Below are 13,945 nucleotides of genomic sequence, written 5' to 3' on the forward strand. Positions count from 1 at the left end.
CCTATGGAATGGGGATAATTCGTGCAGCCTGCTGTATTATAAATTGTTTCATAAAAACATCATCTTATAGGAATAACCTATTGTCAATCGGTATGTGGATAAGAAGTGTTTATCACAGTATCTCTACTTTAACCGGATCAATCACAATGATCTCTTCCTTAGCAGACCAGCTGCATTCCGACATTATCACCCGCTGCGTCCATGAAAGCGAAGGTTAGGATAACGGGTCATTGTGGTCCATAGAATAAAAGTAGGCTGGCACCGTAATTCACCGTAATTCCAACGTCTTGTTATGTGTGCTGTATCATTTTGCCTTAATGTATTTCCTAACACTTCGCGCCCATGCATCAACAACGTAAACAGCTCCATCCATCCCCAGAGCGATGTCATGACCAAGGTTTTTCTGGTCTGAATCATCTTCAGCGCTAAAGCTATTAAGTACGTTACCATCCGTATCAAGTATGACGACCCTCGAACGTGTATTATCAGGCTGATCTCCACCATCAATAATAAATACCTTGTCGTCACTTGATACGGCAACGCCATACGGTCGACCAACTTGCTCTACCTTCCATTCTGAAATATATGTGCCTCTATTGTCAAAAATCTGCACTCTCGAATTTCCCCTATCGGCTACGTAAATACGATTATTGCTTGTGGAAATTCCATGAGGAAGGTCAAATTCTCCGGATTTATCACCAGGACTTCCCCACTGCATTTGAAAAGTTCCTGAGGAATCGAATTTAATTACGCGCGTATTATCATAGCCATCACTTACGTACACACTTCCATCTTCTAGAATGCTGAGATCAGAAGGTAATGCAAAGTGAGTTTTATCCTTTCCAAGAACACCAGCTTCTCCAATGCTTAAAACTAATTCGCCATCATGTGAGAACTTATGAATTTGCTGTGAACCAACGTCTGTGACCCAAACATTGTTTTCTTTGTCTACTGAAAGTCCGTGCGGCATGGTAAAAAGATCTCCACCCCAACTATTTTTCAGCTCTCCCGTAGCACCGTCAAACATAAGTACAGTATGTTCACTAATTTTCTCTATAGGAAAGGGCTCAACCCATTCACGACTTGCTCGGTGGAAAATAAAAACATGATTATGAGAATCGACTGCTACTCCCGTCGCCTGTCCCATAATGAAGTTTTTTGGAACATCAGGCCAACTAGCGACAACCGAATAAGTTTTATTCGAATCTGCAATTGCAAAATTTGTAAGGATAGATATGAATAAAAATATAGGCCAATAACAATATTTGGAAAACAAATAACTACTCCTTTATGACATAACGCTTTGCTAATTTGGAATTGCGAATTACGGTGACAGTTGACTCTTATCAACAGTTTTTATTACGATGTCATCGTAACTTCTTGATCTGAAACCTTACCTTCACAAGAAAGGTGGCTATTTCTTCAGACGCACCCCAACGCCACCCCCATTTTCAGGGATGAACTCTACGCCGGCGGCTTCAAAGGTTTGTCGTAGGACTATAAGTGTCGCCTTTTGAGGAACGGTTTTATCTTTCTCGAAGTTGCGGATCGTCACGCTGCTAATTTCTGATGCGCTAGCAAGATCATTTTGCGACCATTGAATAAGACCGCGGGCGGCGCGGCATTGAGCTGATTTTATCATTTTAAAAATTTAACCGTTCTTCTTAAAAATAACAACTCTTTCTATTTTCGCTTGACTTTTCTCTTCCTATAAACGACGATATTATCGTTATTCGGAAGTAGTTTTGTTCTCAGATTTAATATATCCCGAATACTAAGCGGACCATGAAGGTGCTCTAACACCCGCATGGCCCTGACCACACCAACCTGATTAGGAGGCTGACATGGCTAGCCAATGTCTTAGCACAGATGATCTGTGCTTGTTAACCAACAACTTACCCACCCGTGTAAAATTTACGGATATGTCCCTCTATCGTCCCACAGAAGTCTGGATTCCCGCCTGCGCGGGAATGACGACTGGGTGTGAAGGGGAAAGTGCATGAAATTCTCCCTTGCCCATCTGCCGCAGCAGGTCCAGACGGACCTCCGGCATATCGCCGATTTTCTGCTCCGGCGGGCCATCCCCACCCAAGACCCCCGGGATCGTTACACCCCGAGCCGCATCCGCCATATCATCCTGCACGGCTGCTTCACCGAGGATCACTGGACTCCGGACAGCAAGTTGCGCCCCGGCGAGTGCGCCTATAGCTATAACCTGATGGTCATCGTCTCGGCCCACCTCTGCGATATCCTCGCCCCGCTCGAGCGCGCCGTGGCAGAACTGAACCGGTCCGGCAAGGTGGGTTTTCCCGTGCGGCTGGGCTTCGCCGACACCAAGGGCCGCATTGACCGCAAATTGCGCAACGGCTATCTCGCCTATGACGAAATTCAGGTCCGGGGGACGGTGATCTATAGCCGGGGAGAGATCACCGAAGACCTGTTTCAACGGCCCGAGCGCCCGCCGGCGACGACGCATCTCGCCCGCGCCCAGGGCTATTATGATCACGCCTTTCCCCTTGCCCGCCGGTTTCTCGCCGGGGCGTGGTCCTATGCCGAAAAGGATCGCGGTGCAGCGGCCCTGATGCTCAATCTCGCCGCCGCCGAGGCCTATGAGGCGCTGATGGTGGTGCATATCCTGAAATATCCGCCAAGCCGCCCGCTGGCTCACTTGCGGGAACTCGCCGAAAGCCTGCATCCGGAACTGGGTCTGATCTGGACCGGGCGCAAGGCGGCACAGAGCTTTGATCGTTTGACCCGCGCCTTTTGTGAGGTGCGTTTCCGCCCAGACTATGCAATCACGGCGGCGGAACTGAACGTGATGTTCGGTCAGGTGGAGGAGCTGCACCGCAGTGTCGCCCACATCTGCCGCCTGAAGTTTGACGCGTTAAAAGCCGGAAGCCGCGCCCGGCCCGGTAAGGACGGGCTGGCGATCGTCCGCGACGCGCTCGCGCCGCCGAAAGACGGGGGGCTGGATAAAGGGGAGGGGTAAAAAAGACGGAGGATTGCCGGGGGACGTTACTTTTCCCGCTTCATTTTTCAGGTTTCACCGCCCGGGTGGTGAGTTTGGTCAGCAGATGATCAAGCTGGGTAAGCTCGGCTTGGTCTAGGGACGCAAGAAGGTCGCTTTCGTAGCCGACCACAAGCGGTTCAATCTGATGATAGATTTCCTCACCCTTGTTGGTGAGATTCAGCACCGAGCGGCGGCGATCCTGCTGAGAGAAGATTTTGTCCACCAGTCCCTTGTCGCAGAGACTTCTTACCGCGCGGCTGACGGCGACCTTGTCCATGGCCGTGTTGTCGCCAACTTCCGCCGCCGACATGTTGGCGTGACGTTTGAGATTCGCCAGAACTTTCCATTCATGGGGGGTCAGATCAAATTTTTCTCCATAAAGACGGGCCAGGTCCTGGCTGATGATATTGGTCAGAAAGGACAGTCTGTAAGGCAGGAAGCTCTCCAGAACCAGGGGTTTAGCGTCTTTGTCTGCCATCATTTATAATCCATTGCTTTACTTAATTGCTTAAATTTCTTGAAATAAGTTACATATGTAACTATATTAAGCCTCATGAAATTCAGAAGTTGAAAATAACCCCAGATAGGACTTTGTGTCATCTGATTTTTACGGCATAATTTCCCCAGGGTCAAACCACTGCCCGGAAAGGCTGTTGTTTTTCGCGGATCTGGACATCACAACTAACTCCGGCCTTGACGTATCGGGCCCAATTTAACAGGATGAGTGCCATGAAATTAGCTTCCTTAAAACACGGTCGTGACGGACAATTGGTCGTCGTATCGAAAGACCTCAGCACCTATGTTTCCGCCGCAGATGTCGCCCCGACCCTGCAGGCCGCCCTCGATACCTGGGCCGACAGTGAAGCCAAACTCAAAGCCATCTATGACGACCTGGAAGCCGGCAAAATTTCCGGCACCGCCTTTGACCCGGTCGCCTGTGATGCGCCCCTGCCGCGCGCCTATCACTGGGTCGATGGCAGCGCCTATGTCACCCATGTGGAACTGGTGCGTAAAGCCCGCGGCGCCGATCTGCCCGACAGTTTCTGGACCGACCCGTTGGTTTATATGGGGGCGTCGGACGCCTTTATCGGCCCGCGCGATGATATCGAGGTCCAATCGGAAGACTGGGGCATTGACATGGAAGCCGAAGTGGCCGTGATCACCGATGACGTGCCCGCCGGGACCTCGGTCGAGAAAGCCCGCGATCATATCAAACTGATCGGCATCCTCAATGACGTCTCGTTGCGCAACCTGATCCCGGGCGAGCTGGCCAAACAGTTCGGCTTTTATCAGTCGAAACCCTGGACCGCTTTTTCCCCGGTCTTTGTCACCCCGGACGAGCTCGGCGATGCCTGGGACGGCACCAAAGTCAGCCTGCCGCTGCATGTGGTTCTCAACGGCACAACCATCGGCAAACCAAATGCCGGCGTTGACATGACGTTTGATTTCACGCAACTGATTAATCATGTGGCCAAATCCCGCTCGCTGGAAGCCGGCACCGTGATTGGGTCCGGTACCGTATCGAATAAAGGCTCGAAAGAGGGCTCCTGCTGTCTGGCGGAAGTGCGCTGTCTGGAAACCATCGCCGATGGTAAACCCACAACACCTTTCATGAGCTTTGGCGACCGGGTCGAGATCGACATGTTCGACGCCCAAGGCCAGACGATTTTCGGCCGCATCGATCAGAAGGTCGTGCAATATACCCCTGAATAAGACATCCCAAGGAGCGAACGCCATGGAACTTTACGGCTATTTCAGATCTTCCGCCGCTTACCGTGTCCGGGCGGCGCTTAATCTCAAGGGTCTTGATTATGTCTCCCTGCCGGTGTCTCTGCTGGCGGGGGACCATAAGGGCGACGCCTACCTCAAGCTCAACCCCCAGGGCTTTGTCCCCTTCCTGCGCGACGATGACAAAGCCTTCGGCCAGTCTCTGGCCATGCTGGAATATCTTGAGGAAAATTATCCGCAGGTCCCCCTGCTGCCGGGGGACAGCGCCGGGCGGGCGCGGGTGCGGCAGATGGCCGGGATCATCGCCTGCGACATTCACCCGCTGGATAACCTGCGGGTGCTGAAATATCTCACCCAGACGCTGGGGGTCAGTGAAGAGCAGAAAACCGCCTGGTATCACCACTGGATCATCGAAGGCTTCACCGCCTTGGAAGCCCTGCTGTCGGACCCGGCGACCGGTGACTTTTGCCACGGCGACAGCCCGACCTTCGCCGACCTTTGTCTGGTGCCGCAAGTCTATAACGCCCGGCGGTTCAACTGCCCGCTGGACGGTTTTCCGCATATTTTGCGCATTGTCGATAATTGTAACAAGCTTGACGCCTTCATCGCCGCGCTGCCGGAAAATCAGCCGGACGCCACCTGACACAAGAAGAGACTGATATGAAAAACCTGTTCGATATTTCCGGCAAGGTTGCCGTGGTCACCGGTGGATCGCGGGGCATCGGCGCCATGATCGCCGCGGGCTATGTGGAGGCCGGGGCGCGCACCTATATCTGCAGCCGTCATCTAGACCAGGCCCGGGAAACCGCCGAGGCCCTTTCCGACAAAGGCGACTGCATTGCGCTTGCCGCCGACCTGTCCACCCTTGACGGGATTGATCATTTCGTCTCCGAAATAAGTTCGCGGGAAGACCGCATAGATATTCTGGTCAATAACGCCGGGGCGGTCTGGGCGGCGCCGATTGATAAATTCCCCGAAAGCGGCTGGGACAAGGTGATGGACCTGAATGTCAAAAGTCCGTTTTTCCTGATCCAGAAATTCCTGCCCCTGTTGCGGACCGGGGCCAGCGCTGATCAGACGGCGCGGGTGATCAATATCGCGTCTGTCGATGGGCAGCGGGTGCCGGACTTTGAAACCTACAGCTATTCCGCCAGCAAGGCCGCCGTCATTCATATGACCCGGGTCTTGGCCAAACGGCTGGCGGCGGATCATATTACGGTCAACGCCATCGCGCCGGGCCCTTTCCCGAGCGACATGACCAAGGCGCTGCTGGCGAACCAGCGGCAAGAGCTTATCTGTGAGGTTCCCCTGGGCCGTATAGGCGAAGCGGAAGATATGGCCGGGGCGGCGATTTACCTCGCCAGCCGGGCCGGGGCCTATGTCACGGGCAGCACCCTGACCGTTGATGGTGGCTGGGCCAGTACGGTTTAGGTAATCCAGTACAATTTCTTGCCACTCATCTGAGAGAAGGCTAAGCGTATGACAACAGGGGCGGGGAAATTTCCCCGCCCCTGTTTCGATCAGAGACTGTCGCGCTCTTCAGAAAATCAGGCTCCGGTTACCGGTCAAGGTCAAACCGGTCCGCTTGCATCACTTTGACCCAGGCTTTGACAAAATCCTTCACAAAACTTTCTTTTGCATTGTCATAAGCATAAATTTCCGCAACAGCTTTCAGCTCGGAATTGGACCCAAAAATCAGATCCACAGGTGTTGCCGTATAAAGCAGTTTGCCGGAAGCGCGGTTTACGCCTTCATACAGCCCGTCGACATCTGACTTTCTCCATTTGGTCGAGATATCAAGCAGATTGACAAAGAAGTCATTGCTTAAGCGGCCGGGATTGTCGGTGAAGACGCCGTTTTTAGACCCGCCTGTGTTGGCATCCAGCACCCGCATGCCTCCCAGAAGGACGGTCATTTCTGGCACGGTAAGACCCAGATGGTCGGCTTTGTCGACCAACATTTCTGTTGGCGAACGATAGCTTTCCTCTTTGTTGAAATAGTTCCGGAAGGCATCCGCGGTTGGTTTGAGGACGGCCACAGATTTGACATCGGTTTGGGCCTGGGTCGCATCCATCCGTCCGGGAACAAAGGGAACCTCGATTGTGACACCGGCATCTTTGGCGGCTTTTTCAAGAGCCGCAGCCCCGGCCAGAACAATGAGATCGGCCAGAGACACTTTTTTCTTTCCGGAGGCGGAACGATTGAAGTTCTCCTGAACGGCTTTTAATTCTGTCAGCACCTTGTCGAGCTCTTGCGGGTTATTCACCGCCCAGTCTTTTTGCGGCGCCAGGGCGATTCGGGCCCCGTTTGCCCCGCCGCGCAAATCACTGCCGCGGAACGTGGAGGCGGAAGCCCAGGCGGTACGCACCAGCTCGGAAACGCTGAGTCCGGAGGACAGGATCTCTTTCTTGAGTTTTCTGATATCTCTGGCGGAAATCAGTTTATGGTCCACAGGCGGGATTGGGTCTTGCCAGATCAGGGCTTCCGCCGGTGCCTCTGCCCCCAGATACAGCGCCCGTGGCCCCATATCCCGGTGGGTTAATTTAAACCAGGCTTTGGCAAATGCTTTTTGATAGTCATCCGGGTTATCAAGAAAACGCTGCGCAATTTCTTTATATTTTGGATCAAATTTCAACGCCAGGTCAGCCGTTGTCATCACGGGCGAATTAAATTTGCCTTCAACATGGGCGTCTGGAACGGTTTCATGCATGGATTTATCCGTTGGGACCCACTGGATGGCTCCGGCCGGACTGCGGCTAACTTCCCATTCCAGATTCAGAAGATTCTGCAGATAGAGCGTTGTCCATTGCGTCGGGGCCTGTGTCCAGGCGCCTTCCAGTCCACTGGTTATGGTATCTTCGGAATGACCTTTGCCGCATGAGTTTTTCCACCCCAGTCCCTGGTCTTCTATCGGGGCGGCTGCGGGCTCTGGCCCCAGGCAATCGGCTGGTTTATGGGCGCCATGCATTTTACCAAAAGTATGTCCCCCGGCAACCAGTGCGACGGTTTCTTCATCATTCATCGCCATACGTTTAAAGGCGACGCGAATATTTTTCGCTGACCCAAGGGGATCAGGTTTGCCCATCGGGCCCTCCGGATTGACATAAATCAGCCCCATATGCGTTGCCCCCAGAGGACGTTGCAATACCCCGTCTTTTTCATTCCGGTCACTGGCGAGCATTTCGACTTCTGGTCCCCAATAGACGATATCAGGTTCCCAGTCATCTTGCCGGCCCCCGGCAAAGCCGTAGGTTTCGAACCCCATATTTTCCAGGGCCACGTTACCGGCCAGGATCATTAAATCCGCCCAGGAAATACGCTTGCCATATTTTTGTTTCACCGGCCACAGCAATTGGCGGGCCTTATCCAGGCTGGCGTTGTCAGGCCAGCTGTTCAGGGGACTGAACCGTTGTTGGCCGCCGTCACTGCCGCCGCGCCCATCCAGTGTCCGGTATGTTCCGGCGCTATGCCAGGACATCCTGATAAAAAGAGGCCCATAATTGCCAAAATCTGCGGGCCACCAATCTTGCGACTGGGTCAGGAGTAGATCAAGATCTTTTTTAATCGCCTTTAAATCCAGTTTTTTGAATTCTTCGGCGTAGTTAAAATCAGCCCCATAAGGATTTGAACGCGGGTCGTTATTGCGCAAGGAGGAGAGATCAAGTTGATCTGGCCACCAGAATTGATTGGAGTGCACCTTTCCCGCGGCGAGAGTACGGGCGCTCATTTCTCCTGCCGGTTTTTCGGAGGCGGCCGGCTTACCTGTGGCGGTATGTGATATCAGGGATATGGCGAGAGCTCCTGCCAGGGCGGTATTCAACAAGAAATTATGTTTTTTCATAATATTTCTCCTATTTGGTTTTACGGAATTGGACGCGGTTTTACACGGCACAGGTCTTACATGATCAGGCAGAGTGACGTGGTTTCATCTGGACTCGTCAGGCGTAATGGTTTGATCATTCTTAATTGTGAAAACCTATTGACTGTATCGTAATACTATTTTAGATATCGGTGAAATCGTTTGTTACGATGTAATTGATAGGTTTCACCTAAGTAAAGGTATGACTGAGTGAACATCAGAGATTTACAATATTTTCTCGCCGTCGCGGACTTAGGACATTTTGGACAGGCCGCGGAGCAATGCTGCGTGAGCCAGCCGACCCTGAGCGGCCAAATTAAGAAACTGGAAGAACAACTTGGTGTTTTGTTACTCGAACGTACAAACCGGCGGGTTATGTTGAGTGAGGTCGGTCAACAGGTTGCCCAGGCGGCCCGACATATTTTACGCGAAGTTGACAGAATAAATGAAATTGCCGAGAGTGCCCATGATCCGTTGGCCGGGAAATTCAGACTCGGGGCCTTTCCCACCTTATCAACATATACTTTTCCTGACCTTGTGCCAAAAATCAAGGAAATCCTGCCGAATTTACGTCTGATTCTTATCGAAGAAAAGACGGCGACGTTGATTGACAAACTGCATAAGGGCGAAATAGATGCCGCTTTTCTGGCATTGCCGCTACAAGATAATTTTCTGGTCAGTGAAAAATTATACGAGGATGAGTTTTTGCTGGCGGTTCCCCCTGATCATGAACTGACACAATTTAAAACCATTGATCAAAATACGCTTAAATCATACCGGCTGCTGCTGCTTGAAGAAGGTCACTGTTTACGGGATCAGGCCCTGGATGTCTGTAGTGTTCATGGCATTGGGGAAGAAATGGATTTTAAGGCAACCGGGCTGGAAACCTTGCGCCAGATGGTGAAAGCGGGAACCGGCATTACCTTTATGCCAAAAATTGCGATCAATGAAGATGAAACGGGCATCTGCTACATCCCCTTCACACAACCGGCCCCCAAACGCAGCATTGGCCTTGTCTGGCGGAAAACAACGGCTAAAAAAGCGGTTATCGATAAGATCATTCGTGAATTTCAAAAAGACTGAAGAGGCGGAATGCGGGCGATGAAATGCCCGCGGATCGCCTCGGGCCAGTCCTGATAGTCGACCTCGCCGGTGGCGGAGGCGTGATATTTCCCGGCAAATTCAAGAATCGCCCTGGCCTGATCCGCCCGGGGGAGAAAACCCCCCATATGATAGCCGATCTTGCCTGTCTCCTTCAGTTGCACCGAACAGGCCGCTGCACAGGACCATAGACAGTCATAGCCTTCCAGCTGAATGCCATCGTCGGGATTTTCAGCCGCGATCAGATCATGCAACGCCTGTCCGCTGTTGTCGCGGCAGGTCAGGCAGATGGTCAGCATGCTGGTGTCGGGTTTGCTCATGGGGTTCAGCATTAGGTCACTTGCTTTCTGCTGTCAAGGCAGGGCATAGTGCGGTCGTGATTTTTAGAGCAAGGCGAGCGGCACAAATATGACCAAGGCTATTATGTTTCAAGGCACCGGCTCCGATGTCGGCAAGTCGCTGATTGTCGCCGGATTATGCCGGGCGTTCACGCGCCGGGGCCTTACTGTTTTGCCGTTCAAGCCGCAGAATATGTCCAACAATGCGGCGGTGACCGCGGACGGGGGCGAGATCGGCCGGGCCCAGGCCTTGCAGGCGCTCGCCTGCGGTGTCGCGCCGACGGTGCATATGAACCCGGTGCTGCTCAAACCCCAGTCCGACAAGGGCGCGCAGGTGGTGGTTCAGGGCCGGGTGCGCGGCAGCTATATGGCGCGGGATTATCAGGGCGACAAGCCCAATCTGCTGGGCGCGGTGATGGAAAGCTTCGCGATCCTGAAGCAGACCGCCGATCTGGTGATTGTCGAGGGCGCGGGCAGCCCGGCGGAGGTTAACCTCAGGGCCGGAGATATCGCCAATATGGGTTTTGCCGTTGCCGCCGACTGTCCGGTTGTATTGATCGGCGACATTGATCGCGGCGGGGTCATCGCCAGCATCGTCGGCACGGAAGTTCTGCTGGATGAGATGGACAAGCGGATGATCGCCGGCTTTCTGATTAATAAATTTCGCGGTGATATCCGCCTGTTTGACGATGGCCTGACGATTACCGAACAGCGCTCCGGCTGGCGCAGCTTCGGGGTGGTGCCTTTCCTGCCCATTGTGGCAAAACTGCCGGCGGAAGACGCCGTGGCGCTCAGTCAGCCCCCCACGGACACATCAGGTCAAATTCATATTGTGGTGCCGATGCTGTCGCGCATTTCCAATTTCGACGATTTTGATCCCCTGAAAGCCGAGGAAGATGTGTTTCTCGAGATGATTCCGCCGGGCAGACCACTCCCGCGCAGCGCTGACCTGATTATCATTCCGGGTACGAAATCAACCATCGTCGATCTGAAATTCCTTCGGGCCCAGGGTTGGGATATTGATATTCTCAACCATCATCGCCACGGCGGGCGGGTCATGGGTATCTGTGGCGGTTATCAGATGCTCGGGCAAATAATATCCGATCCGGACGGCATTGAAGGCGACGCGGGCGAGGTCGCGGGGCTTGGCCTGCTGGATGTCTCGACCTGTCTGACCGATGACAAACGTCTGGAACAGGTCACGGGGGTATATTTGCCGTCGGGGGAAAAAATACGCGGATATGAAATGCATATGGGGCGGACAAGCGGCCCCGATTGCGCCCGGCCCCTGCTTGACATGGCGGGGCCACAGGACGGGGCCCAATCGACGGGCGGCCGGGTCATGGGCTGTTATCTGCATGGCCTGTTTGCCGAGAACCGATTCCGGGCGGCGTTTCTGTCAGAATTCCAGACCCGCGATGCCGGGTTGCGCGATTATGACGCCGGGGTTGAACAGGCGTTAAATCAGCTTGCCGATCATCTGGAGCAGCATCTTGATCTTGACGCCCTTTACGCCGCCGCGCGCTGAGAGGCGTTTATAACCTGTCGATAATCCCGGCCAGAGCGTCCAGTTGGGCGCGACCCAGTTTATTGCTGCGTTCCGGGGACCAGCCGGTGTGGGAATTCGGGCTGTCGATTGTATCCTTGAACGGCATCTCCAGTGTCATGGAGACGGCATTATAGCGGTGCGCCAGTTGATTGGTGCCGACGGTCATATTGGCGGAGCCGGGTTCGCCTTTCGGGTAGCCCTGTTCCATCTGGAAGTCGGGGTTGGCCTGCATCAGGTGGCGCTGGTAGTCATAGGCGAGATCGAGCTGGGCCGGGTCCACATCCGCGTTGCCTTCGAAACAGGCGATGAAATTATAGGGCAGGGCCTCGTCGCCGTGGCAATCCAGAACCAGATCAACGCCGGTTTCGTCCATTTTGCCGCGGACATAGAAAACTTCCGGGCTGCGTTCCAGAGAAGGATCTTCCCATTCGCGATTAAGGTTGGCGCCACAGGCGTTGGTGCGCAGGTGGCCGCGGCGGCTGCCATCAGGATTCATATTGGGCACCACATAAAAAACCGCCTTTTCCAGCAGCTGACGGCTGAGGGCGTCATCTTCATCAAGCAGACGCTCTAGAAAGCCTTCCACGCACCATTCGGCCATGGTTTCGCCGGGATGCTGGCGGGCGATGACCCAGATGACTTTTTTGCCGACCGCCATGTCGCCGATGGTCAGAAGGTCGATATCCTGCCCGTCGAGCGTTTCTCCGATCACATGCATTTTAACCTTGTCGTCTTCGGCGGCCTGTGAAATCAGATCATGGTGACGTTCCATGCTATAAGGCGCGAAATAGGCATAATAGATGCTGTCGCTATCGGGGATATGCTGAATGGTGAGTTCCCCGTCATGATAAACGGTGCTGACCCGGAACCATTCCTGACGATCGTATGAGGCGCAGGCCTGATAGCCGGGCCACCCGTCGACATAAGCCGCGCCGGCGGCATTTTCAATGGTCATGGCGCAGAGCTGCCCCTTGGCGCCGGTCAGACGAAAATGGAACCATTGGTAAAAGTCGCTGTTATTGTCTTTGCGGATGTTGAGACGAATGTTGCTGGGACTGCCGGCCTCGATCACCTCGATATTGCCGGAATCAAAATTGCTGCTGATTTTTACCATGGGAATGCCTGCTGCTTTTTGGGTTGTGAATATCCTCGTTATATGGCGAATTTCAAAGGCTGTAAACCGACAGTTTATCGCCCTAATAACTTCCTAAAAATAATTACTTTGAAAAACAAAGTAATTTGTGCAATAACAATCAGGAAGTTGATTCGGTCGAAACCGACCAGACAACATTCTTTGAACAAAGATACTTAAACTTTATGGAGATTAAAATGACGGGACAAACTTATACTGCCGAAGAAAATTTGGCTTATATCCGGGAGATCATGCAGAAAACGCGTAAACGCACCACAAGTGCGGGGTCCTTTCTCGCCGTGTGGGGGAGCCTGAGTGCCATTGTGACATTATTCCAGTATCTGGCGGTGGTGGGCACATTCCCTTTGGTTTATATGCCCTATCTATGGGCTGCTTTTGTTATCTCGGGGGTTTCCTTCTCGATCTTGAAGGGACGGCAACTTGCCCGGGAAAAGGGCGAGCCTTGTGGCGACGAATTAATCACAACCAGCTTATTTTCCTCCATCGGAATTTCTCTCGGCGTGTTTTTCTTTGCCACCCTGCTCGCCGGGATTTTAGGGTTGGTTTCACACATCGGCACAGAAGTCTGCTATGTCGTTTCGCTGGTGATGGCGATTGCCTTCTACGTGTCTTCCTATAGCACGGGCATCACCTGGTTCCGGCTGGTGGCCTATGGTTGGTGGGCCGCCGTCATTTTGTTTGTCCTGAAACCCTTCGCCGCAGAATATCTGTTGTTGATTATTGCTGTGCTGGATTTCCTGCTGCTGGCGCTACCCGGCTTCAAACTGATGAGCCTCGCCAAGCATGACCAGACGTAAGGGAGGCGTTCATGACAACTTTTGATCATAAGGAGATCAACGACGTGATCCATGGCCGGGTGCGTCTGGCGATCATGTCCTGTCTGGCGAGCGCCCCCCCGGAGGATAGCGGAGAGACCGCCGGCGTTGATTTTACCCAACTCAAGCAGCAGATCAATGTTTCCGATGGTAATCTGTCAACCCATATGACCAAGTTGGAGGAAGCCGGTTATCTTGAGATCACCAAACAGTTCAAAGGTAAACGTCCGCAAACCATCTGTCACCTGACTCCGGCGGGGCGGGAGGCCTTTCTTGCCTATGTCGCCCATCTGGAAAGCTTGCTGCCGCCAAAATTATAGCAGATTCTGCCGTCACCATTGCAAGACGGCCTACCCCTAACCAGCGAATATCAGGAACATAACTTGAACATG

The 13,945-nt window shown here is 53.3% G+C and carries 14 protein-coding genes; 8 read left to right on the forward strand and 6 right to left on the reverse strand.

The features are described from left to right. Positions 1 to 304: 304 nt before the first annotated feature. Positions 305 to 1,276 (reverse strand): peptidyl-alpha-hydroxyglycine alpha-amidating lyase family protein, encoded by a 972-nt coding sequence (locus tag FIV45_RS00715; RefSeq protein WP_099473811.1) that lies wholly within the window; start codon positions 1,274 to 1,276, stop codon positions 305 to 307. 138 nt (positions 1,277 to 1,414) lie between these two features. After that, positions 1,415 to 1,642, reverse strand: a complete 228-nt coding sequence (locus FIV45_RS00720) for a helix-turn-helix domain-containing protein (protein WP_099473809.1) — start codon at positions 1,640 to 1,642, stop codon at positions 1,415 to 1,417. A gap of 357 nt (positions 1,643 to 1,999) precedes the next feature. On the opposite strand from FIV45_RS00720, the gene FIV45_RS00725 reads away from it, so the two are divergent. After that, positions 2,000 to 2,989 carry a hypothetical protein gene (locus tag FIV45_RS00725; protein ID WP_099474497.1) on the forward strand — a complete coding sequence of 330 codons (990 nt, stop codon included), beginning with the start codon at positions 2,000 to 2,002 and terminating at the stop codon, positions 2,987 to 2,989. A 40-nt stretch (positions 2,990 to 3,029) separates the two neighbouring features. Here the strand turns inward: FIV45_RS00725 and FIV45_RS00730 are convergent, their stop codons facing one another. Continuing rightward, positions 3,030 to 3,488 (reverse strand): MarR family winged helix-turn-helix transcriptional regulator, encoded by a 459-nt coding sequence (locus FIV45_RS00730; RefSeq protein ID WP_204844780.1) that lies wholly within the window; start codon positions 3,486 to 3,488, stop codon positions 3,030 to 3,032. Between the two features lie 251 nt (positions 3,489 to 3,739). Between FIV45_RS00730 and FIV45_RS00735 the strand changes: the two genes are divergently transcribed. The 3 genes from FIV45_RS00735 to FIV45_RS00745 are packed head-to-tail and all read left to right on the forward strand — an operon-like array spanning position 3,740 to position 6,169. Next, on the forward strand, positions 3,740 to 4,723 hold the full coding sequence (locus FIV45_RS00735) for a fumarylacetoacetate hydrolase family protein (RefSeq protein WP_099474492.1): 984 nt from the start codon (positions 3,740 to 3,742) through the stop codon (positions 4,721 to 4,723). A gap of 22 nt (positions 4,724 to 4,745) precedes the next feature. Continuing rightward, positions 4,746 to 5,381 carry a maleylacetoacetate isomerase gene (gene maiA, locus FIV45_RS00740; RefSeq protein WP_099474490.1) on the forward strand — a complete coding sequence of 212 codons (636 nt, stop codon included), beginning with the start codon at positions 4,746 to 4,748 and terminating at the stop codon, positions 5,379 to 5,381. Between the two features lie 17 nt (positions 5,382 to 5,398). Beyond that, a complete protein-coding gene (locus FIV45_RS00745; RefSeq protein WP_099474488.1) occupies positions 5,399 to 6,169 on the forward strand; it encodes an SDR family oxidoreductase in 771 nt (256 codons plus the stop codon). A 127-nt stretch (positions 6,170 to 6,296) separates the two neighbouring features. Here the strand turns inward: FIV45_RS00745 and katG are convergent, their stop codons facing one another. Then, entirely contained in the window at positions 6,297 to 8,579 is a 2,283-nt protein-coding gene (katG, locus tag FIV45_RS00750; RefSeq protein WP_099474486.1) for a catalase/peroxidase HPI, read from the reverse strand. A 228-nt stretch (positions 8,580 to 8,807) separates the two neighbouring features. On the opposite strand from katG, the gene FIV45_RS00755 reads away from it, so the two are divergent. Beyond that, entirely contained in the window at positions 8,808 to 9,680 is an 873-nt protein-coding gene (locus FIV45_RS00755; protein WP_099474484.1) for a LysR substrate-binding domain-containing protein, read from the forward strand. On the opposite strand, the gene FIV45_RS00760 is transcribed toward FIV45_RS00755, so the two are convergent. Further along, on the reverse strand, positions 9,668 to 10,030 hold the full coding sequence (locus FIV45_RS00760) for a DUF1636 family protein (protein ID WP_099474482.1): 363 nt from the start codon (positions 10,028 to 10,030) through the stop codon (positions 9,668 to 9,670). The two genes, FIV45_RS00755 and FIV45_RS00760, sit on opposite strands and share 13 nt — an antisense overlap. Positions 10,031 to 10,106: 76 nt before the next feature. Here FIV45_RS00760 and FIV45_RS00765 point away from each other — a divergent pair, with 76 nt between their 5' ends. Then, a complete protein-coding gene (locus FIV45_RS00765) occupies positions 10,107 to 11,564 on the forward strand; it encodes a cobyric acid synthase (protein ID WP_099474479.1) in 1,458 nt (485 codons plus the stop codon). Positions 11,565 to 11,571: 7 nt separating this feature from the next. Here FIV45_RS00765 and FIV45_RS00770 read toward each other — a convergent pair whose 3' ends face one another. Continuing rightward, positions 11,572 to 12,699: a M14 family metallopeptidase gene (locus FIV45_RS00770; RefSeq protein ID WP_099474478.1), complete on the reverse strand. Its 1,128-nt coding sequence runs from the start codon at positions 12,697 to 12,699 to the stop codon at positions 11,572 to 11,574. Between the two features lie 215 nt (positions 12,700 to 12,914). Here FIV45_RS00770 and FIV45_RS00775 point away from each other — a divergent pair, with 215 nt between their 5' ends. Next, a complete protein-coding gene (locus tag FIV45_RS00775) occupies positions 12,915 to 13,535 on the forward strand; it encodes a hypothetical protein (protein WP_133118597.1) in 621 nt (206 codons plus the stop codon). 11 nt (positions 13,536 to 13,546) lie between these two features. Then, complete coding sequence (locus FIV45_RS00780; protein WP_099474474.1) at positions 13,547 to 13,873, forward strand: winged helix-turn-helix domain-containing protein; 327 nt, start codon at positions 13,547 to 13,549, stop codon at positions 13,871 to 13,873. Positions 13,874 to 13,945 lie beyond the last annotated feature (72 nt).

The organism is Paremcibacter congregatus, from assembly GCF_006385135.1.
GTDB classification, from domain to species: domain Bacteria; phylum Pseudomonadota; class Alphaproteobacteria; order Sphingomonadales; family Emcibacteraceae; genus Paremcibacter; species Paremcibacter congregatus.